Source organism: Vibrio syngnathi (genome assembly GCF_002119525.1).
Lineage (GTDB): Bacteria > Pseudomonadota > Gammaproteobacteria > Enterobacterales > Vibrionaceae > Vibrio > Vibrio syngnathi.
This window is the reverse complement of the sequence record NZ_CP017916.1, coordinates 2,365,320-2,389,624: the sequence shown is the minus strand read 5'-3', so window position 1 is coordinate 2,389,624 and position 24,305 is coordinate 2,365,320. Positions and strand designations below refer to the sequence as shown.

Sequence of the window (24,305 nt, the reverse complement as noted above, 5' to 3'; positions counted from 1 at the left end):
TAGTAGTTTGACAGTCCTTGATTGACAGGGATACTTAGCCATGACAGCCGCAGGCCGCATCACATACATAGACCGAATTCCTTTTGCTTCCGGCTCAATTATAACCGAAAAGCCAGACTTCGTTGGTCGCAACCAAACCGTCATCGAATGCCCCGTTGACAGACGCGAGTCTTACTACATTCACTCCGAATCCAAGCGCCCTAAGGTCACTCGCTTCGATGATACCGTATATAACTTCCCGGTGCTGTGGGAAGATGATGGTATTACTCCTTGGCATGATGGTAATCAATTTCTATGGTCGTTACTGTTTAACAAAACCGACGCCACCTTTAAGCAGCTAAATCATAAAGCCAAGCAGCTGATGGAGTACAAGCTATTTACTGAAGCTAATTATGGGTATGACCTGCTCGACTTTAAATCACTGCGTCCAGCCCACCGCGTTTCCTATGCCTACTTTTATCACCTTCTGAAAAGAGGGATCAGCGCAGGCAACCTGAACCAGCACACTGCCACCGTTTACCAATTTTATGAGTGGCTGAACGAGCAACCGCATATTGAGCTTGATTTAACTCGTGTAGACAAAACCCATAGGGCATTTATCAAATTCGAGACCAACTGGGGCAAGGTAATGTCGAAAGAGGTCAAGGTACGCTCCCAGATGGTTGTTACGCCACAAGCATCAAGTGTCCGTCAGGGCTTCGTCAGGGATGAGGGGGAGGATCTAAGGCCCCTGTATGATGATGAGTTTGACTTGCTGTGCGCTATACTGGGGACAACGCAGTTTACCGCGACTGAGCGAATGATATACCAAGTAGCGCTGGATACGGGAGCGCGTAAACAGACTGTGCTGACCTTGCGCAAGAAGCATGTAGACAAGTTAATGCAGGGGAAGCCGGATGAGTACGGCACAGTGCGATTGAATTGCTCATCTGCTATCGGTATCGACACCAAGGGTGGCCGAGTCCTCGCTATTCATTTTCCTCGTGAGCTTATCGAGCGGCTCCACATTTACGTCAATAGCGCGGATTATATAAAAAAGGTTGCAAAATTCAAGGCAGCGAGAAAGCCGAGGCCTGAAGACCTTCAAGAAGAAAACAATGAAATGCCGGACGATGATATTTACGTTTTTCTGTCGAATCAAGGCAACCCGTTATATATGGCAAAAGATGATCCGCTATACCGGAAGTTGAAGACACCGCCGGAGGGTAACTACCTCCAGACCGTTACCCGGAAAATAAAGGCGGCAGAGCCTAAACACTTTCCTTCGGATTACACCTTCCATTGGACTCGGGCAACATACGCTTATCGCTTTTACAAATTTCTTACGCCTCTGGTGGACAGTGGGCAACTGGGTGTGAGTGATGCTATAGTTCTGATCCAGAGACGCCTCGGACATAAGCTGCGCGAGACCACCGAGCACTACCTTCAGTTGTTTAAGATGACCAACCTTCGCCTCGAAGCACAGGAGCGTTACGAAGAGCGCTTATTTAACAGTGTGCACATTAACGAGGAGGTCGCGTAATGCCCCTTGCTTTGCGTAATGTCTCCATCGAACCACAAGATCCAGAGCTTGTCGGCTTGGAACGCATTCATCCAGAGAATGTAATGGTGAAGCTGGCTACCATTGAAAATCCACGAGATATCGGCTCTCTCGCATATTCAAGGCGCGAGCTTGGGACACGCGACAAAGAAACATGGTCTAAGGGACTTAAGGTTGATAAAGGCAGCCTGATAGTGTCTCGTCGTCCCTTTATTCTTAACTTCCTCGATTATATCCACTCGACCAAGGACACCGACAACACTATCCGTGGGTTGCATTATGAGTTTAACCGGGCTCTGCGCTGGTTTGACGAGAATGGCCATGAAGAAGTGCTCAGCTCTGTCAAAGCTGCGACTGCGGCATACTGGGCGTATACTGAACATCTCAGGGACGGGTTACTTAATAAGTTGGTAACAGCACACGCTGCGTTTCGAGACCAGCAGGCTGCCCGAATACTATTTAAATACGCCTTCCCCGAGGATTACCGCTTCATTAATGCTTCCATCTCTAGGGTAAAGAAACCACCATCAGGCACAGAGGCCCCAAGAACCAAGAAGGTTGAAGATGCTAGGGATGTGTTTCTGACCACCTTTGAGACTATCGCCGACTGCATCATTAACCACAAACCGTACCCGTGGGAAATCACATATAAGGCTTTCACGGCGTATGCATTTCCGATTAAGGTTCGTCCGTTTCTGACGCCTTATCAATCCGACGAAAATAATGGTAATCGAGGTTCAATACCATATCCCTTTGATTACGAGACGGGTAAGATATTCGATTACAAGACGATTAAGGAGAGTCTGCCTAGGTATTATCCACCAAGAGAGTACAGGGTAGTCATGGATAACCTTGCGCAAGCAAACAGCGATAAGTACCATGCTGCGCGCTGGTCGATGGCGACGCTTGCAATGCGCTGCTACATACAGCTATTCAACTTCTCAGTCGCTGCAAATACGTCAACTCTCCTGACTATTCCTTGGGATTCCCATTATCAGCTGCGCAAGGAGAAATTTAATAATAACTTTGGAAGCGTGAAGCTTCGCGCAAAAGGTAAGCTGGTAATCTACCCATTAGGTCGAAGGGGCATTACCCTGTTCAAAAAGTTTCTGAAACTACGGGATCATATATTGGACGGTCAGGAGTGCGAGTGGCTGTTTTTCAGCAAGCGTTATCCTCACAGTCAACCAAAGCAATTAACCGAAAGGTTCTACTCAGTGCACTGGGAAAAATTTCGAGGCTCCATATTGCCGGGGGACTTCAAGACCCTGACTACGGGCGAAATGCGCCTGTGGAAAACTAATGATATGAAAAAGGCGGACGAAGATGATGTTGTAGTGGCAGATAGCTTGCAGCACGGAGAGGGAACGTCAAATAAAATCTATAGCAAGGGTACAGCGGAAGACCAAGAGAGTGAGTTAGGTAAATACTGGGCGTCGGTAAAAAGTGTGCGTATTAAAGTAAAAGATCTGCAATCAGCATATAAGGACGTCGAGATTGCAGCCGGTCACTGTGTAGAATATAACCACCCTGTTGCAGGCGACGAAACCCCTCCGATTCAGCCAGATTGCAATCGGGGTCAGGGGTGCCTGTTTTGTGCTAATTATGCCTGCCATGCCGACGAAACAGACGTGCGCAAGCTATTAAGCCTGCTGTTTGTTGCACAGATGATGCGCGAGTACCTACCCGATTATAAGCGGGCGGATGAGGTGTATCAGGCGCTAGAACTGCGCATCAAGGGGGTGATTGTAAGGTTACGAAGATTATCCTGCGAAATCAACGATATGATTGACAGGATAGAGGAAGAGATCTTCGAATACGGGGAACTGTCAACGTATTGGGAGTTAAAGGTTCGCCGACTAGAAAGGGTAATGGGGTTGCAATGAGCACGGATGAAATACTGAAATTCAAACTATCCTTGGAAGGCATACCATCGGCTTTAATGCCTGACGAGTATTCGAGTAGCGACGGTATAGACAACCTAAATGACTTGGTATTGTGTCGGGACGCTGAGGGCGAGCCTCATGCCGTTTACCATCAGGTAAAGTGGAGCTTTATTCCGTATGATCCGGTAAATAAGCCTGTGATTAACTTCGACATGTTGGTGGGGCGCAAAGCTCTTGATGAGGAGCAGAAACAAGCGCTAGAGGTCTGGATTGCTGAGACGAAGTATATATTATTCCTGTTGATGTACTATCGTCAAACTGGGCACACAGGGCGCATGACCATAGGCACCCTCTACTTGTATTATCGCTTGTTGTCTCACATGAGCTGCTTCTGTCTGAAAATGATCTCCGACAATCCATTCGTGACGTCACTTTCACTAAGAGATGTGTTCAGCTCAAAGATGTGGATCGCCAAATATCTCATGCAACCAGATATACCTGAATGGCGTATCAGATTACTTCGAGGCTTGTTGTCCCACCTTGAAACAATCGGTGAAAATAAGACCGGCATTGGGATCCCCAAGGGCGTTCGTGAAGATATTGAGGTTGACAGTGAAGAAAAAACCGTAAACCAGCACCCCCCGATACCGCCGGATATATATGTCGCTCTATTGAATCGCTTCGATGACTCTATGGACTTGATTGAGCCTCATATAAAGAAGCTTGAAAAGTTTATAGCTCGCTTTTCTGATCCGTTTTATGGGCGTACAGAGGAAACTCAGGAAAGGCATTCGCGAGACATATTAGATTTTCATTACCGCCCGACATTCCCAGAGGCTCTCAGTAAATACCGCTTAGTTGGTTTCGCCAAAACATTCGACATCAATAGTGTCAGGGATTTAACTATGTGGTTACACAAGGTTCAGGCGCTGTTAAAAATGACTATTCACATCTACACTGGTATGCGCGACAAGGAGGCTCTGCGCATCGAGTATAATTGTGTTGAGCAAGAGGAGATCACGTCCGAAAGAAAGGGTGATGACGGCGTAGTCGTTGAGGCGCGAATGATTGACGTGATCAGTACCACGACCAAATTCACTGGCTATCGAAAGGTTTCTCGCTGGCTATTGCCTGAAGAGGCGCTAAGGGCAGTTACAATAGTTAAGGGAATAGCCCGTGGGTTATCTGCTGTTTGTGGCGTGAATTATTCAGAGCAGAAAATCTTCATCAGCCCGACAGTAATTACCCACTCGGCACAGCGTGGGCAGGTGGCATACCCTAACCTTAGAAAGCGTCATATAAGTCACTGGATATCCGACATCACTATTACCGACAAGGACCTGTCTCTTCTCTCGGCTATTGATGGTTCTCGCGACTGGATGGATAATCCTGTGTTTGGCGTGGGAGAGATATGGCCATTGACTTCCCACCAAGGCCGACGTTCACTTGCAATGTACGGCTCAAACTCTGGGTTGGTTAAATTACCCACCCTGCGGCGACAGTATCATCATGTGTGTGCAGGGATGTCGCGCTACTACACGAACGGCTTTGACAAAATAACTCAGGTGTTCGGGGTATATGATGAAGATACTGGAGAGTATGTGCTTCCGGAGCACCACATTATTCACGAAGTGCAAACCGGTATTCATGTGGCTAAGGCGGGTCAATTAATGAACGAATTAATCCTTGGCGATGAAAGTTTATTTGGTAAGCGCGGAGGTTATATTGAGCGCTTGCGTGCTGACACGCCGGATGACGAGGTATTTATCATCGAAGTCAGAGCCGAAACCGAGAGAAAAGTAGCGGCGGGTGAAATGACGTACCGGGAGAACTTAGTGGGTGGCTGCGTCGGGCTGACCCCCTGTGACGATTATGTATTGGGAGACGTTAGTGCTGGGCACTGCTTAACCTGCCCTGACTCCAGCACGAAAATGTCAAAGGTGGAAGCGCTGATTGTGGAAATCAAACAAGATATGAAAAAGTTTGAAAAAAACAGTGGCGAATACAAGAGTCTGGCAGCGGAGCTGAGAGCGCTGGAGGATTATCGTGAGTACAAAATTAACCGTAAGGAGACCTTCAATGGCGGGTAAAGGCTTAGATCGTTGTGAAGAAGCGTTAGAGCGCCTGACTAAAGGGCAGCCAAATAACCAGAAGTTTCTCGGTGTCCCGATCACCAATTCGATTGTGTCGCAGGAAGCTGGATTTGATTCTGGCTATATCAAACCGAAGCGTCACCCTGAGTTGGTTGAGAAGATCCAGCAGGCACGACGCGAACAAGATGCCGGGCATAACACCGTCGCCAAACGCAAGTTCGACAGCATGAAGAAAAAGGCTATCGAATCCGAAGGCTCGTATGCTGACTGCAAAGCCAAGCTTGACGCAGCGCTGGAGCGCGAAGTAAGACTTATCGATTATGCCCGTAAGTTAGAGGCTCAACTGGCGGAGCTGACAGGCAAAGCCATAAAAAGCGAAATTTGATATGTCAAAGCCACCTCTTCAACGGCGGCCAGCCAATAAAGGGGGACAATGCCCTATTTAGACCCAATCACGCCCTCTATTTCACACCCCGAGTTAATCCACGTAAACCCATAGTGACGTATAAGCCAAGCCTTCTCGCACCCTATAGACTCCTTGTTTACGTCCCCTCAAGCCCGACTGGTATTTAACTCTGCGATGATGAGTATCCGGCATCATACCTGCTGCAATTTTGCATGTGCAGGCCTACTATCGGCGGGCAATGAAGCTCGTTCATTTACAAAAAAGATTGATCTGTTTTGAGTAATGTCAGGTCTGGCGGATTAGCTAACACGCTGCTGCCCCTTTATGGTTTAGAGCAGAAGCTCATAAACATTCTGTTAATGAGCGTTTGCCCTACAAAAAGTTATCCAAACTCAGCACATTCAGAAATTATGCCTCACAGTGTCTTCTAACTTTTTAACTCGCTCACTAACCTATTGATTTTATGTTGAAGCCTTAAACGAAAGACCGCATTATATCTATGTAAAGAGCGGCTTAGCGCCGTATAGAAAGTGTAAAATGGAGGAGCTAATGAGCAGTATTCTGGAAAAGTGTCATACGTTCAAATTTAGCGAGTCATACGGTTTTGCAGATAAAGTTAGAAAAGCTATTTTTGAACGCGATTATGCAATTGATCCGTTAGAAGTAGCAGAAGATGTTGAGTTACAGGTGACTAAGCCACAAAAAAGAACTCTACTCCATGATTACATAGAGTATGTTGTGGTTGACCATCTTAATTTCTACTTTAAAGGTGGCGGTTGGGAGTTTGAGGATGTGTTACCAATACTTTCAATGCTTGAGTCTCACCAAATAGAATATCAAGAATTAGATCGCTACATTGAAGAGTTACTACGAGACGAAGAAAGCGAGGAGGCGGTCGAAGTAACTGAAGAGCATATTGATGAATATAAGTACCAATATGCATGGGACTATATTGAGCCTTTGGTACAAGATAAGTTTGTACCCGTCTTGGTTACTGAAGTCTTTTCGTTACTCTTCGCTGATCGTGAAGCTATGAAGGTCTTTAATATAAATGTCGCAGAGTCTATGGGCGAGCGAAGTAAGAGAAATACTTACTGGCCCAAGTGGCTTGAGAGGGCGCTGTTTTGTCGAGAAAAGGGGCTTTGTGCTCTTTGCAAAACGGACTTATCTTCGGTTTATCATACACATGGTAAGGTAGCTATCGATCATATCGTTCCGATTGCTCAAAATGGTGTAAATGATCCGACAAACCTCCAAATTCTTTGCCAATCGTGCAACAGCAAAAAAAGTGGGACAGTTATTGAGACATCTAACGCAATGCCAGTATTTTGGGAGATGTAATACTCCATTTTACAAGTATTTAAGAGTGAGCTCCAACGCATGGCATTTTCCATTTCATCGTTGGGTTTCGTGTTTATGGCGCAATAATTTAGGTTAGGTGGTAGCAAGCTTATGGAACCATGGAGGAAATAATTTGAATAATAATGGTATTGTGATGTCTGCTTATGACGTCAAAATTACAGAATCTAGAATAAATGTTTCTGCTGATATCGCTCCTGAATATTTACGTTATTTCTGTTTATATTGGGATCGCATTATGCTAATTGATGCACCACCAATATGCTGTGTTTTTAATCACGAGAAGCAGATATTGAGTGATGCTGGTATTTTGTCAGTGCGAACAGCTCATAACCCAGATTGGGTTGCAAGAAATTTACCACAAGAAGAAGTATCTAAAGAATTAACCCGATATGTAATGAATCGTCATTTTCAGCTTGCAAGTCAAGAAATGGGGGCCTTGCTAAAAGAAGAACCAAATCAGTGGACAATTCATCAAAATGGTAACAAATTACTTTTACCAGACAACCACAAAGTTGAGCAAATGACTGCTCGTATGGAGCTTAAAAATTGTTTACCAATCCCCAAAGCTGATATTCCTTTAGATAAGGTTCTGGATTTTAAGATGAATCGCGCAGATGAATTGACAGCATTACATACGACTTTGACAGGGCTGTATCTGAAAATTACCAATTCACAAGATGTAATTACCGCTCAAGATTATTATGTAAATCAGTTGTCTTCTGCGATATCAGACTTGAATAAAGTTAGTAAAGAAAAATTCGGTATTTGTGACTTGGCAAATAGAAAAGTCTCGTTGGAGATTAGTCAATCTTCATTTTTTGGCGGTATTGGTCCAGCTTTGATGTTTGAGCAGCCGATTGCGCAGTTAGGAGCCTACGTCGTAGGCGGTCTAGTATCTAGCATTAAGTTAACGGCAGAAAAAACGATAGAGCATCGTAATGCTACTGGTTCAACTCAATTGTCATATTTATCATCAATTAATAAAAATGAAATAGCGGCTTGCTAACAAGAGATTAAGGTTTAAAGCAATACCGCTAAACGATTTTTGTCCAGCAACGAGTCAATGGATCTCGGCTGACTAGTGAAGTTTTACTCGTGGTACTTTTCTCAAAAAGTGCCAGCTAGCTCAGATCTGCCCCAAAATGTATATGGAACTGAATTACAATAATTTAATTCTTACGTGCTACTCATTGTGGTGTACCTGAAATGCGAACCTAACTTTTTCGGGTACTGTTTGGCCTGAGTTTGAGTGCAGTCGATTGGTTATACCAAATGACTATAGATATGCGTTAAACAACCATACATCTGTACTCGTTTGAAATTAGTTAAATCTCGTTAAGGTGCTGAGAGTTGACGTAGTAAACATAATCGATATTTTGCGAGTACTTTTCGTGGCAATTGTTACATCTGCTCTTGATGATTTCATCACGTTGAGATATTTATCCGTATGCTATTAGTTTAAATTAATTAGGTTGCATAATATGACAGCTAAATCAACAGCAGTATTGGATCACCACGGACAACCTCAGACTTTGACGTTTAATTACAAACGAAACAAAGCTAAAGCAATATTAACACTCAAAGGAATTCTGGATGGTATTCATGCTGATAAGCATTTGAGTGAACTCGAGGAAGTTTATCTTCGTGCATGGAAGGATAACGATGTATTCAACTTAACAGATGGAGATTTCATTGATATTCATGAACAAGTAGAAGATATCTTAGAAGACGGTGTGATAACAACATCTGAACTTATTGATATGCAGCAAATGCTGCAAGACATACTTAATTATGGTGACCTTGAAGATGGTGGCTATGAAGGCACAGTCAATCATCTTCTTGGTTTTCTAAGTGGTATAAGCGCTGACGACACTTTATGTGATGCAGAGATAGAAAAACTAGCAAAGCTACTTAGTAAAGATAAACACCTTGTTAGTAAGTGGCCTGCAAACGCAATAAAAAAGCGTCTTGATATGATACTGGAAGATGGGATTGTTGATGATAGTGAAAGATGTGACTTATTAAGTCTTATCAAGGCTATTTCTGGTCAATCTCTGCTGGAAACAGGCCTTGCTTATGGTATGTCAGCTGATTTTTCGACAACTCAAGAAGGACGAATTTGTCTCAAGGGGAAACAAGTTTGTTTTACGGGTAAGTTTTTAAGTGGTTCAAGAAAGATTCAAGAGCAAAAAGCTTTGTCTTTAGGCGCCCAAGTAAAAGGCAACGTTGTGAAGGGACTTGATATACTTGTACTTGGTGCAGTTGCGAGTCGAGATTGGCGGTTCACGAGTTATGGTCGAAAAATTGAATCAGTCTTAACCTATCGCGAAGAAGGACGCAAGATTGAAATTATTAATGAAGAACTGTGGAATGCACTAACGGTTTGTGATGGCTAGTGATGCTCTTCTTGTTCAAAAAGTTGGTACAAAGCTAATTATTATAATGGAATTAAGTTATTGATATTAAATAAATTTAAATTTGGCAGCTTGTGCTCGAGAGTTCGAATCTTCTAAAGATGTCTATCTACTTTTTTTGACACGTTTTGTGCGCCGCTAACGCGTTCATGTCCAGAACCGTCATAAATGGCACTTCATAACTTAGAAGTGCCCCAAAGCTAGCTAGTGCGGGTAGTGACCAAATTCTCCTCACGTCATAGGTGCATGATAAAAATAATGTGTATGCAAAAAGAAAGATCTGACTCCCGTATCAGTGACTGAAATTACTTGTGACTAGCACCTGCCTTTTGGGTTTTTCATATGATAACTCTTTTTATAACAGGTGGTTACACTGCATGGTGGCGAGTTAATAGGACAAGTGACGCTGAATGTTCAGGCTCGACAGGTATGTCTGCATTAAACGGTGCTCACAGTAATAAAATGTTATACGTTTCCAACGCTCAGGAGAGATGAATTGACTATAAAATGTGCTCTATGTACTTGTGACATTACAGAGGCTAACAATACTAAAGAGCACGTAATTCCTAATGCTCTTGGTGGCAGAAAGAAAATTACTAATTTTATATGTAACCAGTGCAATCGTGAGTCTGGCTCAAACTGGGATGTAGAACTTGCGAACCAGTTAAACCCGTTGGGTTTATTGTTTGGTATCAGTAGAGAAAGAGGAGTGGTTCCAAGTGAAGCGTTTGAAACGACATCCGGCAGCAAAATTATCCTAAATCATGATGGCACTAAATCTCTACCAAAGCCTGAGTTTAAAGAAGATGTGACTGATTCTGGGGTTAGGATTCAAATTCGTGCTCGTAACATGAAAGAAGCTGAGGGGATGTTTAATGGAGTCAAAAGGAAATACTCCCATCTAACAGTTGAACCTGAAATACAAGAAAGCACCGAGTATTTAGCCGAGCCAATAAATTTTTCTTTGTCTTTTGGGGGACTGGAAGCAGGGAGAGCTTTAGTCAAAAGTACCTTAGCTCTTGCTGTGGAAGCTGGTGTTGATTTTAACGATTGTGCCGCTGCTCGCGATTACCTGCTAAACGATGATGCTGAACCCTGTTTTGGTTACTTTTATTCATCTGATCCCATTGTTAATAGGCCTAAGGGAATCCCACTCCACTGCATATATGTTAAAGGTGTTCCTGAGACCAACATGCTCTTAGGTTACGTTGAGTTTTATGGACATAAACGAATGCTGGTATGTTTATCGGATAGCTACACTGGTAGTTCTTTTGAAAACATCTACGCATTAAATCCTATAGACGGTAAAGAGATTGAACTAACTATTGACCTTCAAGTTTCTAGGCAAGATGTTAGAGATTGCTATGACTACAAGCTTATACCTAATGGAAGTATTGAGAATGCATTGAATGAAATAATGCCTACAGCAATACGAAACAACTTCGAAAAAGAAAAAGATCGAGCCATAAATGTAGCTGTTCAATACGCTTTTCAAAATTGTGGCGCTGAATATGGTGACGAGTTAACCGATGAACAGCACAATAAGTTTCTTGGTCTTTTACAAGAAAAATTAATGCCATTCTTTATAAGTCAAATCCGTCGCTAATAAATGTATAACAAATAAGGTTAAAACGCTGCGCGGCCTGCGTATTAACCAAGTATTGAACAAACCCGAAGCCACTTATTTATGGAGATTGTGCGATGATACCCAACAGGCTGTCGTCTGGACGATTTGCTCAAGGCATTCGAGGCTCTTCCCCTACCTGAACTTATCCGAATATTCACAGGCAAGGAAAATAGTAACAAGGTTTTGTCCAAAGGCTTCATAGACCTGAAGTTTTACTTATGGCACTTTTCTAAAAAGTGCCAGCTAGCTCAGATCTGCCCCAAACCGTCTTAGCCCCTACGAACTAGTCGCCTAAAGTGCACTGTATTAGACCAAATAAACTTAATCGATGAAGTGGCAGAGACTTATGCGGGATTCTTCCGCATTTTACCCCGAAATCCCCTCCCGTTTCACACAATGGTTTGATACGCCTTGAGACTCATAGCATATGACTGCAAGATAGGTGGAATGCAAATACGAAACAATCCGTCTATAAAGCATTAACTAGCAAGGAAAATTATGGCACGACTAGCAGGATTGTATTTACACTTAGATATCCCATTTTACGAGATCGAAGAGCGTGAAGCAGAGCAATATGTTAAAGATATTGGTAAAAAATACGCTAGCTTACTCTACGGAGAAGATCTCGAAATAATAGTAAGAGTACATGAAGGTAGCATTAAGGTATATCTTGCCGTAATTGGTTCAATTTACCTTGCAATTGGACAATATGGTTCATTTCGATCCGGTTGTGATTATCTGATAAAAGATGCGAAGACATTTAAAGAGTTAGTAGTAAGCCAATTGGTAAAAAATGGCGTATCAGAACATGACATTATTTCTAAAACTAAAGAGCACTGTGATCCAGACAAAATACGTCGAGTATTATTAGCAATCGAGCGACTAGAGTCCAAGTTGAACCTTACAGACAAAGAAATGAATAAAGAATTGCATAAGATTAAGGCATCAGTTAGGAATATTTGCGGTAACCTCAGTGAAAAGGATGTAGGTTTATTCGCTTCTTCAATTGAATCAAAGTATTTGCCAGAAGACACAGATATTCCATACATAGCTGAACAATATAGGCTTAAGTCGCGTGAAGAGGATATTTTGTTTTTCCCATCTTCAGGTTACAACGACAAGCTAGTTAACAAAGCCTTCAAGGCTGATTCGTAAACGCGTGCAATTTTAATGATATAAGGAAATTAAGTGGCTAAATCAGACTCTAAAAGAAAAAAGCCTACAGAAAACATGGGACTTGTTCTTTTTGATGAAGTTGGCGGCATATGCCCTAAATGCACCAAGCCACTCATGAAAAAAAACAAAGGTCAAATGACCAAGCTTTATGAAATTGCTCATATATATCCTAACAGCCCGAGACCTCATGAACTTGATCTCCTAAAAGACGAAGAAAGGCTAAGCGAAGACGTTGATGATGAATCAAACTTGATTGCTCTTTGTCGAGACTGCCATAAGGTCTTTGATAACCCACGTACTATCGAGGGTTACCGAGATATAGTGCGTATAAAGAAAGAACTTCAACGTTTATCTAATTTACGAAAAAGTTGGTTCGATAATTCTATTGATGATGAGATTAATAAGGTTATTGCGTCATTGGTTTTATTTTCAGGTGATGCATTAGAAGAATTATCATTAGATGCTATTACTGTCGATTCAAAGTCTGATGAAACATTAAACGCGTTAGTGAAACTAAAGATAAAGAGTAATGTTAGGTATTTTTACACTGATATAAAATCAAAGTTCTCTGAGTTAGACAAAGGAGAGCCATATACATCAGACACTATCTATAGCCAAGTTAAAACCTATTATTTAAAACTTAAGAAAAAAAACCTAGATCAGACTCAGATATTTTCAGCCTTAACCGATTGGATTAAAAATGTTACTGACTGTGAGAGTACTGAGGTATCAGAAATAATCGTATCCTTCTTTGTTCAAAATTGTGAGGTTTATTCATGATTACCCCTAGCAAAACAATATCATTTAAGAACTCTATAACTTTCAAGATGTTGTACATTTTAGATGAGCAGTTTGATGAGATACTTCTTGTGGAGTTATATAAAAACACTAAGCGAAAATTTCTAGGAATGGATGAATTTATTTTTGCAATAGATGCACTATATATTCTTGGGGAAATTGACGTAGATCTTGAGTTAGGGAAAATAAGAAAATGTTAAAAGAGATTCGATGCTCACAGTTAATTGAGGAAAAGCTGGAATTCAACTCAGGATTGAATGTACTAACAGGCCCTGAGGATGGTGCAAACTCTATAGGTAAATCATCTGTTTTAATGCTTTTGGACTTTGCATTTGCAGGCGACGATTTTTTAAAACTATGCTCTGATGTTATTGATAATGTGGGCATTGTAACCGTTGAGATGGACTTTTCTTTTGATGATGTCAAGTATAGCTTTTCGAGAAGCACTAATGACCCAAAGGTTGTTATATTTTTAAGTGAGAAAGACAGGCCTGAAAAATCGATAGATGAATACAGATCTTTCCTTAAAGAAATCTTTCGTTTTCCAGATTACGGTTCGAGTTTTAGGGGCGCTGTTAATCCATTTTTTAGAATTTGGGGGAAAGACAATTATAACCCAAACAAACCGTTGAATTCTTTCCCTAACGAACCTTATTCAAGTATAAAGCCTAGCTTACTTAAACTGTATTCCCTGTATGGTTCTTTAAGAGAGCTAGAGAAAGAAAAATCTGCAACAGAAAAGAAGAAAAGCGTTCTTAAAGGCGCTTTCAATGAAGGTTATATAAAGTCGCTCACTAAACCACAAAAGGCAAAAAGTGAATCAAGGTTAAATGAACTTGAATCTGAAATTACGAAAATAAAAGAAAGCCTAGAAAATTATTCTATAAATGCAAGCCAGATTATTAATGAAGAGAATCTAAAAATTAAGTCTGAGAAGGATGAGCTTGTTAACAGTGTTTTTTTTCTAAAAAATAGGCTTAAAAGAACAGATGACAACCTAACTTACGGAAACACTGCTAATAAAAGGAATTTTGAAAAGCTTAAGGAATACTTTCCTGAAGTTGATATCGATAAGTTAGCTAAAGTTGAACAATTCCACTCAGGAATTACCAAAATTCTAAAAGCTGAGTTAAGAGAAGAAAAGTCTTTGTTGGAAGAACAGATTAAATCTCTAGAGCTTGAAATAAAATCGGTTGAAGCTAAATTACTTGAGTCTGCAAGGGTTGTAGGAAAGCCTTCTGGTTTAGTTGATAAAATGCTTGAACTATCATCTGAAGAAAAAGATATTCGCGATCAGCTTAGGTTTCGTGAAATAAAATCAACAATTGATGGTAAAGTTGGTGAGATTGCCGGACAGATTATTGAAAGTTATACCAAGTCGCTTTCTTTTATTGAAAGTGATTTGAATAATACCATGTCAAAATATATCAAGAAATTTTATAAGGGAGATCCGGTTTCGCCTAAGATTAAATTTTTTGATACCAGATATGAGTTTGATCATAACGAAGATTCAGGAACAGGTAAGGCGTATGCAAATATGGTTTCCTTGGATATGAGTATTTTGGAGAAAACGTATCTACCAGCTTTGATTCACGATTTGATAGTGTTCTCAAATATAGAAGATCATGCAATTGAGGATATTTTTGAGGAATATTCTTCTACTGAAAAACAGGTGTTTATTTCGATAGACAAGATCAATCGATTTAAAGATAAAACCAAAAAGTTGATAAAAAACAATGAGTTCTTAGCTCTTGGTTCAGATAAGTTGGCATTTGGTAAATCGTGGAAAAATAGAAAATAACAAATCAAAGCACTCGGACGCAGCAAAGCTGAACTGGTGTCTGAGGCGTTATTCCCATAATTCGGCTAATCAGTAATTGGTAAAATCGGCAACTCAAAAATGTCCAGAGGCTTCATAGACCTGAAGTTTTACTCATGGCACTTTTCTAAAAAGTGCCAGCTAGCTCATATCTACCCCAAAGTGAGCCAGAGAGGGATTGAACTCAGTTTGAACCCCTGCAACTTGCCTTACTTTTCCTCATGCCTAGAGCTCCAGCAATGTAGCTAAATGTTCTAATCCACAACAGACTCACCTTCAATTACACTCACGAACATGTTGTTCAACTATTTCTAAGCTATTGAATAATTGAGAACTAAAAGGAAGTTTTTGATTGATAACATGCCTTGAATTGGAAGCAATATGTGCTTGCACGGTTTTCAACTAGAAATCAGGGTTAAACTAATTATATACTTAATTTTCAGTTGGTTAGGCAGGTTTTTTTGAGATATGCTGAATACATAAATTCGTGCTGGCACGATATTAAAATCGTTAGCTGCTCAAGTGTAAGAAGGGACTTATGAGTAAATCAAAGTTGATTTCTATTGATACTTCAATTTTTGGAGACATAGCAAAAGACTATTTTTCTGACAATGAAGTACTTCGTAGTAAGGCAAAAAAGACCGTGGATCATTTAGTTGTGAATGGGTACATACCATTCGTGACCTATCATCATATCTTAGAAATACTTCAGCATGAGGACACAGGTACTGTTTTAAATAGGTGGTCTTTGTTTCAACAATTTCCTTATGTCGCATGGCTTAGCAGCCATGACCCTAATGCAGGACTAGGTTCTATTCTTGATATTCATAAAATAGAAGCTTTGTTGACGCTAGATGGGCTTGGCAAAAATACAGATTTACTCATTCAGACGGTTGAAGAGTCGTTGGTTAACTATTCAAAAGGAACTGAGTTTGTAGAGATTTTTCAAAGCTTGTATATGTCTATTCGTGACTTAGGCATTCCTTATAGTCAACGAGATAAGGAGATTGAATCGATTTGTCACGTTCAGGATAAGGCAATTGACAAAATTAAGTTGTCTAGTTTGTTTGACTATCAGCTGCGGAATCCAACTGATTTGATGGAAAGCCTTAAAGCTTTTGAAAATAACCTTTGTAAACACCTACAGACTAGTGGCGATCAGAAGTTATCAAATCCTAGCGAAGTAGCAGCCAACTTTACTAGGGATTTACTGCAAAGCTCTGCTGGTATGTTTAGTAATGATATCTCGGTATATGAGGCATATGTGCGCTCATCAGGAGTGAAGCTTGAACAAGTCTCTAGTAATACAACTATTGGTCAGTTGGGGAGCATAGCGGTATATAATCAGCAATTAAAAATTGTTTTAAACTCTCTTGGATTACCAGAATATCTAGAAAAACAACTACCCTATAGCTCCCAAATTACGTGGGAAATATGGGGCCATTTTGAAACGGCAATGAAATTTGAAAAGTTTGCCCACGGCAGTAATATGCAAGATAAACATATGTGTGTCTTTGCTTTGTTTACAGGTGTGTTTACCGTTGACAAACGAGTGTGTGAATATTTCAATCAATTGACAAGAAAGAATAAAGCGCTGAGTTCATTTTTGGGTTCTGTTGTTAAAGTCTCTCATTACTCTAACCTAGAAGCACTTGATTGAGTCCGCAGCTAATAAAATGTTAGTAGTAAACGAGGTAAAAATGAAGTATTGAGTAATTGAGTTAACGGCAGGTAACATCCGAAACGACCATTTGTATCTCACGAAAGCGATTGATTTGTTTCCTGCTGATGCGATTGATGGCAGCAACATCGAAAGTGAAGCACCCCAAAGCTTCTCAGATCCAACGAGCTCACCACCTAGCCAGTACAGCAATAGACCAAATTAATCTAATCCTTACTTTGGGCACTTATACGGAAATTTTCCGTAACTCTCCCCCCGAAACCCTCTTTAGATTCACACAACAGATTGATAATATTTGAGTTTTATATTGAATCACAGCAACATAGATGGAATGCAAACACGGAAAAATGCTATCTAACAAGCGTCAGGCAAATAAGGAGAATACGTTGGAATTTTTAGGTCCGGATACATATTCGAGTCAGATAGGGACGCTCGTGTTAACTATCTCGATACTATGTTTACTCTTATCGTTGTTCAAGAGTGACAAAACGCATGTAACTAAATTGTTTGCCATCATGTTGGTAGCGGCTATAGCTCTGTTCTCATCACACTGGGGCACCTACTTTGCGGCGATATTTATCGTTGCAACTGCGGTTACTGAGTTAGAATTTTTGCAAAATTTAGCTGCGATAATTCGTAAAGATGAGAATTACTTCAACTATCGCAAAGAAGCACTTTCGCGAGAAGATGCAATTAAAAGGAAGCTCCAAGAAGAGATAGAGCAAGAATTAGACTCTGTCCCTGACACTAATGAAGATAACAAATATAAAATCGATTTATCGCAAATTCAAGACTTGTCCAGACCTGACTCAATGAGGCTATCTTTCGATGTTGAGGATAAAGCACTATCTTATGCATCCAGTGAATTTGGCTCCATTGAAAGAGGGGTTAGATTACGAACCAAAGGCAAATCAGCAGAGTACGATGGTCTCAAAACTACTGGTGAAATAAACCAAATATTCGAGGTGAAGTGGACTCGAAATAACATGTCCTTTCCTTTTATGCACCACAGTATCCGTCGAGCCGCTGAAATACGTGAGCGTCACAAGGAAATAACAGGTAAAGACCCAGAAGTGTATTTATTGCTTGTTACAAATACGAAAACGAGCTTAAGTGAAGTTCAAATAGATCGCCTTCAAGCCACAGCTAGTGAACAGAATGTGTCACTTCGCTTTTATAGTCTTAGTGAGATCGGTTTTGATGTCACGCACGAAATTGCCTAGCAAACGACTAGGGCAATTCACAACGCGTGGCATTTTTACTATGCGTTGTTTTTAGTGTTTAAGGTGGTATGCAGAAGTAACGGTCTTGCGTGCCTCACACCTTAATTGAACATTAGCTTGAAGAGGAAAGTATGTCTAAAGTAATGGAAGTTCTAGAGAGAATAGCAGAGAACACTGCTTCTACTATCGATCCAGTATGGGTTGCAGCAATAACAGGTGGCACCGCTATTTTAACAGCGCTTATTACAGTAGGTTCAACCGTTTATATACAATTAAAGAACAATGATTTAGAACATCAAAAATTAATAGCCGACGTAATCACTCGTGAAAGAGTGAGATGGTTGAAAGAGCTGCGTGATTTAGTAGGCACTAATTACGTATATATTGATCTTCAATACAATCTGCTTAAGCGAGAAATCGACGTTCCTAGAGATCAGTTTCAGAGTAAGTTGGATGAAATCTCTACCAAAATAATGAAGCAATCCAACGAAATTATATTAATGTTGAACAAGAATGACCCAGTGCAAGGTGAGGTTTTTAACTCCATACAAGATGTCCAAAACTTTATTCTAGAGTGTGTGAATACAGCTACTTTGGAAGCTCAGAGCTTTGATGATGCTAGGTACGGTAAGATAAAAAACAAAATTTTTAACGCTATGAATGAAATTGGTTGTGAAACGTGGAGGCAAATCAAAAATTTAAGCTAACAAACAACTCAAGCAGATTCGTAACGCTCGGCGATTTGATCTGCTCCAGTCATATTAGACACAAGCATATACGACTTTTGCCATACCTTGAGTAATTTATGCTTTGCTAAATTAGCTATCGCGCTAAAATGGAAGTGTCCAAAGACGTGTTACGCCTCTACAGTGCTAGCACTTATTGGGATGCAAACTAGACAGAATTCAGCTTAAGAGGGCTATTGAAATTGTAGAAACACTATTAAAACCAGAGCTGAAAAGTAATAACAATAGTGACGGTCCAGCAGGAGCAAGAATGGTAAAGTTATGATTTAGTGGCGGAGATTGATTTTTTCAATCAGGAAAATCTGTCAGGTTTCTTCACAAATAGATAATACCAATCGCATTCAGGAGTTAACTGTCCATAAAGTCATACTAAAGTTACGTAATTACAACCCCTTTATAGTTGTGTTGCCCAAGAAGCGTGTGACGAATTGGGTTAGCTTATCGCAGAAGTTAGTGAGGCTATGGCATCTCCTGAAAAGTATCAATTTGCGGGTTGTAGGAATTTGTAGCACTGAGCTACACTGGGGTCATCAAGTATTATCAAAGTAGATATTTATGGAAATCTGCCATCTCTCTGACCTTCATTTGGAATTTGGTCCAATGGAGTGCCCGCAAACTGACGCAGATGTCGTCGTACTTAGTGGAGACATCCACCTCGGTACCAAAGGAATTGATTGGGCTGCACAATTTAATGTGCCTGTTGTGTATGTTCTAGGTAATCATGAGGCCTATGGTGCTCCATCGCTAGAGCTATTGATAGAAGAATGTAGGAGCAGAGCTGAACGTTATTCCAACGTATATTTTCTTGAAAATGATAGCGTTGTAATCAATGGTGTGAGATTCCATGGCTGTACTTTGTGGAGCGATTTCGAACTTTATGAGACCCCTAAAAAGTCGATGAAATTAGCTCGTTCAGGCTTGAATGACTATCGAAAAATTCAATATCATGGAAAGCCATTTTCACCATTGGATGCGAGAGAAATTCACCAGATATCTAGACGCTTCCTCTATGAATCAATAAGTAAAGCCAAAGAGGATATCAATGTTGTCGTTACCCATCACCTTCCATCTAGAGAAGGAATACAACTTGAATACTTGGGTAGCCCACTTGGTCCTGCATTTGCATCCCAATGTGATGAATTTTCAAATCTTGCTGACAAAATTGCAGTCTGGTTCTACGGACACAACCATGATTGTATGGAATTCTCTGATTTCAATATTAAATTTCATACAAACCAGCGTGGATACGTTGGTTATGAAGAAGTTTCGAGCTTTGATCCATCAAAAAAAATTTTAATTTCCTAATAATGTGTGCGTTAGTCGGATTCTCGTTATCGTTTGTAAACATTGAATCTGATGTTCAGTTCTTCGAAGGTGGTGTGCACTGCTGCACACCGATGCACACCAATACTCAACGAGCATTATTTCTGCGATGTAAGTTTCATGGCCGATCTATGGGCTGATGCTTATAGCCCTTGTCACGTAAGGGTTCTCGGTGAGTTGATATCGCAGTAAACCCCATGGCCGATCTATAGGAGGATGAGTATCACTCGTTTTGTTTGGCTTTGGCTCCACTTTTTACATCGATGTAAATTCAAAGCCAATCTATGGGCTGATGATTAGAGCCCTTGTCACGTAAGGGTTCTCGGTGAATTGATATCGCAGTAAACCCCATGGCCGATCTATAGGAGGATGAGTATCACTCGTTTTGTTTGGCTTTGACTCCGCTTTTTACATCGATGTAAATTCAAAGCCAATCTATGGGCTGATGCTTAGAGCCTTTGTTACGCAAGGGTTCGCGGTGAATTGATATCGCAGTAAACCCCATGGCCGATCTATAGGAGGATGAGTATCACTCGTTTTGTTTGGCTTTGACTCCGCTTTTTACATCGATGTAAATTCAAAGCCAATCTATGGGCTGATGCTTAGAGCCTTTGTTACGCAAGGGTTCGCGGTGAATTGATATCGCAGTAAACCCCATGGCCGATCTATAGGAGGATGAGTATCACTCGTTTTGTTTGGCTTTGACTCCACTTTTTACATCGATGTAAGTTTCATGACCGATCTATAGTCTGATTTTTACCGCGCATAAAATCTCTATTAAATTCTTCTGGGCGGCGTGTACTGCTGCACAGCGGTGCACACCAAGACTCACGTAGCTGTACCTAGTGTAAACTCCGACTTAGACACAAGAAAGGCTCTCAAAGGGATCCATTTTTTACAACAAGGGAACAAAGATGGGGCTTTTTATGATAATTGGTATTTTGGTTAATAGTGTTTGTTGGCGCTAAATTTAACGTAACCGCACTTAGTACGCACCTAAATAATTCCTTTTTGTTAGTGCGATTTTACTGATCGCATCAGATCTTCAAACTCACTTTGCAATACCTGTGATTATTCATAGCTTGCTAAATTAGCAAAGGCATTGAGAAATTTTGCCCCAAAATGTTTTTGAAATTGATCAATTTTTTGTGTGATCAATCTTGATTGTCATTTTTACCTTTTTGTTGATAGCAATATGCCTCAAATATGATCAAACTTTTATTGTCCACGGACATTTACAGCTTGTAAATGGGCAATTATTGACACATTTACCCCCGATTTTTGTCAATTTTAGAGACACTTTGCTTTGTCAATCGGTCTGGCTTGGTTTAAGGGAGAAGATCAGGCTGGAGTCTTTGATTTTGCTGGTTTTTAGCTGTCAATTGAGGGGTGTCAATCTTATCTCATACTGATGATGCTTCGATACGAGTAACTTTTACACCCCAAGGATTTGTGGCCTCATCAACGATATTCAATAATTTAGTGTTAATCATGTCACGCTGACTAAGCATTTCATCCAACTCCATAGACCCAAGTACGGTACGAATATTGGTGAGGGTTAAATTACGAATTGCATGTTCAAGGTCATTTACTTCATAAGCCGCTTTCGGTGCATCGATAACTTGTACGAAGCAGACAGCATCAATCATGACATTAGCATTATCTTTGGAGATGACTTCTTGAGCTGGGATATCGAGAACTCGTTCCATCATACTGATGCGTTGTCCGACTTTATCGATAAATGGAATGATCAGGTTTAGGCCTGGTTTGAGTGTCTGTGTATAGCGGCCAAAACGTTCTACGGTCCAGTTATTGCCCTGTGGAACGGTTTTGACACCAGCGAAAATGAACAGTAGTGCGACGACAGTAAAGACGCCAATAGTAATCAATGTATCAATAGCCATACAAAATCCTTTGTAAGTTTAAGTTTTTGATAGTTCACTATTGATACTGGCTCATATTTAAATTCTGAGCAAATTTATAAACGAGAAATGGGCCATAAAATATTGATTTTATGGCCCATTTTATATTGTTTCATTCGATAAACTAATTGATTGAATTGTCAGTTTTCGATGTTTAATCTAACGATTTAAGGGTTTTGTTAGTAAAGCAGAGAGTACAGTTGTCGACGGTACTTACTGGCAACTGGGTTTCCTTGCCCAAGCGCACTTAAGATGTCCATGAACTCTTTTTTCATATCGCCATCGCAAGCATTTAGATCTTTTGCTAGGAAAGACCACAACAGCTCCATCGCTTCTTCGTTGCGGTTCACTTGGTGATATTGTAATGCTAACTCAGAGGCAGTCTTAGCATCATTCGGGTCTTGCTGCAGAGCGGTTTCTAATGCCTGTATTTCAGGGCTATCCGCTGCTTGTTTGTGAAGTTCAAGTTTCGCGACTAAGCCTTTGTAGTAGTTGTCTTGGTATTCAAGAGGGATCGTTTTTAACTGTTCTTCTGCAAGATCAAATTGTTGCGTTTCTAACAAACACTCTGCGATCGCCAGTTTTACTTCACCTTTGCTCGTGAGCTCTACTGGAAGTTGCTGCATTGCAGCTAAGGCTTGGGTGTGATCGCCAGCCTGCATTTGTTCAAGCGCTTGACGCAATGCGAGCTCATCTTGACTTGGAAGGTGTTTGCTTAGCATCTCTATAATCGCTTCTAAGCTTTGAGGGCCGCCTAGGCCGTCGACAGGTTGACCGTTAACAAACAATGCAATAGTCGGTAATGCTTGAACACCAAACTGACTAGCAATAGCTTGTTCTTGCTCGCAATTTAACAGAGCTAACGTGAAGGCGCCGTTGTATTGCTGAGTTAATGTTTGGAGTTCTGGAATGACTTGGGCGCTCTCTTGGCTCATTGGTGCCCAAAAATGGATGAGTACAGGGGTCTGCATCGAACCTTCTAATACTTGACGAAAGTTCTGCTCATTAAGTTCAACAATATGCGGAGATTGCATTTACGTTCCTTGAGGTTTGTTTTGTGGATACGTTGCAAATATGGGGTGAGAAGTCGGTAACTTCAAGATCTAACTCGGTTATCTCAGATAAAAAGCGCCAAAAATAGAAAAACGCCATGCTTCGATGTTGATAGAGTTGTTATCTCAACACGGAAGACACAGCGTTCTCATTGAGGTGGTCTGTGAGGTATTACTTAAGATATTCAAAACAGAATAAACAACGTAATAGCCAAACTCACACCTACCCAATTAAGGCGGTTTAAAGTCATGAAATATCCAGATTAAATTCATCAATTGGAAATAATTGATGAGATAGGATAATCATGACATCTTATTGTTACGGAAAAATTACATCGTTACATTAAAGTTTGCGACTCTGCATTCAAAGTTAGTAATTTATGCCGCTTTTCTCAAAATAGGGTCTAGCAAGCGACTTGGTAGAATCCTTTTCAATACCGCGAACACTTTAGTTGGGGTAGTCACACGGTATCTTAGTTTGGGTTTGTCGGCTGTGAGAGCATGGAATACCGGCTCAACACAACTTTCAGGCGGAAGAACAAAAGCGTTGTTCGATGACTCCTTTTCAAGTCGGTCTTTTTGTTGTTGATAAGCTGTTTTATGAGCGCTACCAGAGATGACAATCCATTTATTGAATGCTTTCAGGGCATTGGTTCTAAATTGAGTCTCAATTGGCCCAGGTTGCAGTAACGAGATGTGTATACCGCTGCCATGCAGCTCTAAACGCAAGGTATCCGTCCAGCCTTCAATCGCGAACTTTGACGCATTATAAGCGCCACGATATTTCATTGCGGCAAAACCTAATACGGAACTGTTTTGTACTATTCGGCCTTCACCGCGTTCACGCATGTGCGGAAGGATCTGACAAACAAGGTGGTGCCAACCAAAGAAGTTGGTTTCGAATTGCTCTCTGAGCCCTTGAGTCGGTAAGTCTTCCAGCGCACCTGCTTGACCGTAAGCACCGTTGTTAAACAGTCCATATAACCCGTTAGGTGAGAGTTCAATCGCAAGCTTGGCAGCATTCTCGATGCTTTCTTGGTTGGAAAGATCTAATTGAATACTGGTGAGCCCTTCATCTTGAAGGCGTTGAACATCTTGTGGATCACGGCAAGATGCAATGACATGAAAGCCGCGCTTTTGAAGTGCATGAGCACATGTATAGCCAATACCCGTTGAGCAACCAGTAATTAGAATCGACTTGTTCACGCTTAATCCTTTAATAGAGTTTCTATCGCTC

Annotated in this window: 18 protein-coding genes and 1 pseudogene; 16 read left to right on the top strand and 3 right to left on the bottom strand. The window is 40.9% G+C overall.

All coding sequences use genetic code 11. The annotated features are described in order from the left end of the window. The first annotated feature begins 40 nt into the window (after positions 1-40). From K08M4_RS10845 to K08M4_RS10760, 16 genes are all read left to right on the top strand, one after another. A complete protein-coding gene (locus K08M4_RS10845) occupies positions 41-1,522 on the top strand; it encodes a site-specific integrase (RefSeq protein ID WP_065612607.1) in 1,482 nt (493 codons plus the stop codon). Next, positions 1,522-3,426, top strand: a complete 1,905-nt coding sequence (locus K08M4_RS10840; protein ID WP_086049863.1) for a hypothetical protein — start codon at positions 1,522-1,524, stop codon at positions 3,424-3,426. The genes K08M4_RS10845 and K08M4_RS10840 overlap by 1 nt, the downstream gene beginning before the upstream one ends. After that, positions 3,423-5,516: a hypothetical protein gene (locus K08M4_RS10835; RefSeq protein ID WP_086049862.1), complete on the top strand. Its 2,094-nt coding sequence runs from the start codon at positions 3,423-3,425 to the stop codon at positions 5,514-5,516. The genes K08M4_RS10840 and K08M4_RS10835 overlap by 4 nt, the downstream gene beginning before the upstream one ends. Then, complete coding sequence (locus K08M4_RS10830; protein WP_016767463.1) at positions 5,506-5,904, top strand: hypothetical protein; 399 nt, start codon at positions 5,506-5,508, stop codon at positions 5,902-5,904. The genes K08M4_RS10835 and K08M4_RS10830 overlap by 11 nt, the downstream gene beginning before the upstream one ends. Positions 5,905-6,474: 570 nt before the next feature. Continuing rightward, on the top strand, positions 6,475-7,266 hold the full coding sequence (locus tag K08M4_RS10825) for an HNH endonuclease (RefSeq protein WP_157665746.1): 792 nt from the start codon (positions 6,475-6,477) through the stop codon (positions 7,264-7,266). Positions 7,267-7,399: 133 nt separating this feature from the next. Beyond that, positions 7,400-8,293: a DUF6236 family protein gene (locus K08M4_RS10820; protein WP_086049860.1), complete on the top strand. Its 894-nt coding sequence runs from the start codon at positions 7,400-7,402 to the stop codon at positions 8,291-8,293. Positions 8,294-8,768: 475 nt separating this feature from the next. After that, positions 8,769-9,683, top strand: coding sequence for a BRCT domain-containing protein (locus K08M4_RS10815; RefSeq protein WP_086049859.1), 915 nt, complete (start codon positions 8,769-8,771; stop codon positions 9,681-9,683). 514 nt (positions 9,684-10,197) lie between these two features. Continuing rightward, on the top strand, positions 10,198-11,307 hold the full coding sequence (locus tag K08M4_RS10810; RefSeq protein ID WP_157665745.1) for an HNH endonuclease: 1,110 nt from the start codon (positions 10,198-10,200) through the stop codon (positions 11,305-11,307). A gap of 519 nt (positions 11,308-11,826) precedes the next feature. Continuing rightward, positions 11,827-12,483, top strand: a complete 657-nt coding sequence (locus K08M4_RS10805; protein ID WP_086049857.1) for a hypothetical protein — start codon at positions 11,827-11,829, stop codon at positions 12,481-12,483. A 33-nt stretch (positions 12,484-12,516) separates the two neighbouring features. After that, positions 12,517-13,284: an ABC-three component system protein gene (locus tag K08M4_RS10800; RefSeq protein WP_198299287.1), complete on the top strand. Its 768-nt coding sequence runs from the start codon at positions 12,517-12,519 to the stop codon at positions 13,282-13,284. After that, positions 13,281-13,502, top strand: a complete 222-nt coding sequence (locus K08M4_RS10795; protein ID WP_086049856.1) for an ABC-three component system middle component 7 — start codon at positions 13,281-13,283, stop codon at positions 13,500-13,502. The genes K08M4_RS10800 and K08M4_RS10795 overlap by 4 nt, the downstream gene beginning before the upstream one ends. After that, the gene (locus K08M4_RS10790) at positions 13,496-15,103 is read left to right on the top strand and encodes a DUF2326 domain-containing protein (RefSeq protein WP_086049855.1); all 1,608 of its coding nucleotides are present in this window, start codon (positions 13,496-13,498) and stop codon (positions 15,101-15,103) included. Before K08M4_RS10795 ends, K08M4_RS10790 begins: the two co-directional genes overlap by 7 nt. 556 nt (positions 15,104-15,659) lie before the next feature. Further along, the gene (locus K08M4_RS10785; protein ID WP_086049854.1) at positions 15,660-16,781 is read left to right on the top strand and encodes a hypothetical protein; all 1,122 of its coding nucleotides are present in this window, start codon (positions 15,660-15,662) and stop codon (positions 16,779-16,781) included. Positions 16,782-17,188: 407 nt separating this feature from the next. Next, complete coding sequence (locus K08M4_RS10780) at positions 17,189-18,025, top strand: hypothetical protein (protein WP_139151635.1); 837 nt, start codon at positions 17,189-17,191, stop codon at positions 18,023-18,025. Positions 18,026-18,156: 131 nt separating this feature from the next. Further along, positions 18,157-18,732 carry a hypothetical protein gene (locus tag K08M4_RS10770; protein WP_016768846.1) on the top strand — a complete coding sequence of 192 codons (576 nt, stop codon included), beginning with the start codon at positions 18,157-18,159 and terminating at the stop codon, positions 18,730-18,732. A gap of 594 nt (positions 18,733-19,326) precedes the next feature. Further along, a complete protein-coding gene (locus K08M4_RS10760) occupies positions 19,327-20,076 on the top strand; it encodes a metallophosphoesterase (RefSeq protein ID WP_016767471.1) in 750 nt (249 codons plus the stop codon). A gap of 1,424 nt (positions 20,077-21,500) precedes the next feature. Here K08M4_RS10760 and K08M4_RS10755 read toward each other — a convergent pair. The 3 genes and pseudogenes from K08M4_RS10755 to K08M4_RS10745 all read right to left on the bottom strand — a co-directional run. Then, positions 21,501-21,998 (bottom strand): annotated as a pseudogene (locus K08M4_RS10755) (SPFH domain-containing protein); the annotation flags it as partial. Between the two features lie 197 nt (positions 21,999-22,195). After that, complete coding sequence (locus K08M4_RS10750) at positions 22,196-23,050, bottom strand: co-chaperone YbbN (protein ID WP_086049852.1); 855 nt, start codon at positions 23,048-23,050, stop codon at positions 22,196-22,198. Positions 23,051-23,446: 396 nt separating this feature from the next. Then, positions 23,447-24,274 (bottom strand): SDR family oxidoreductase, encoded by an 828-nt coding sequence (locus K08M4_RS10745; protein WP_086049851.1) that lies wholly within the window; start codon positions 24,272-24,274, stop codon positions 23,447-23,449. Positions 24,275-24,305 lie beyond the last annotated feature (31 nt).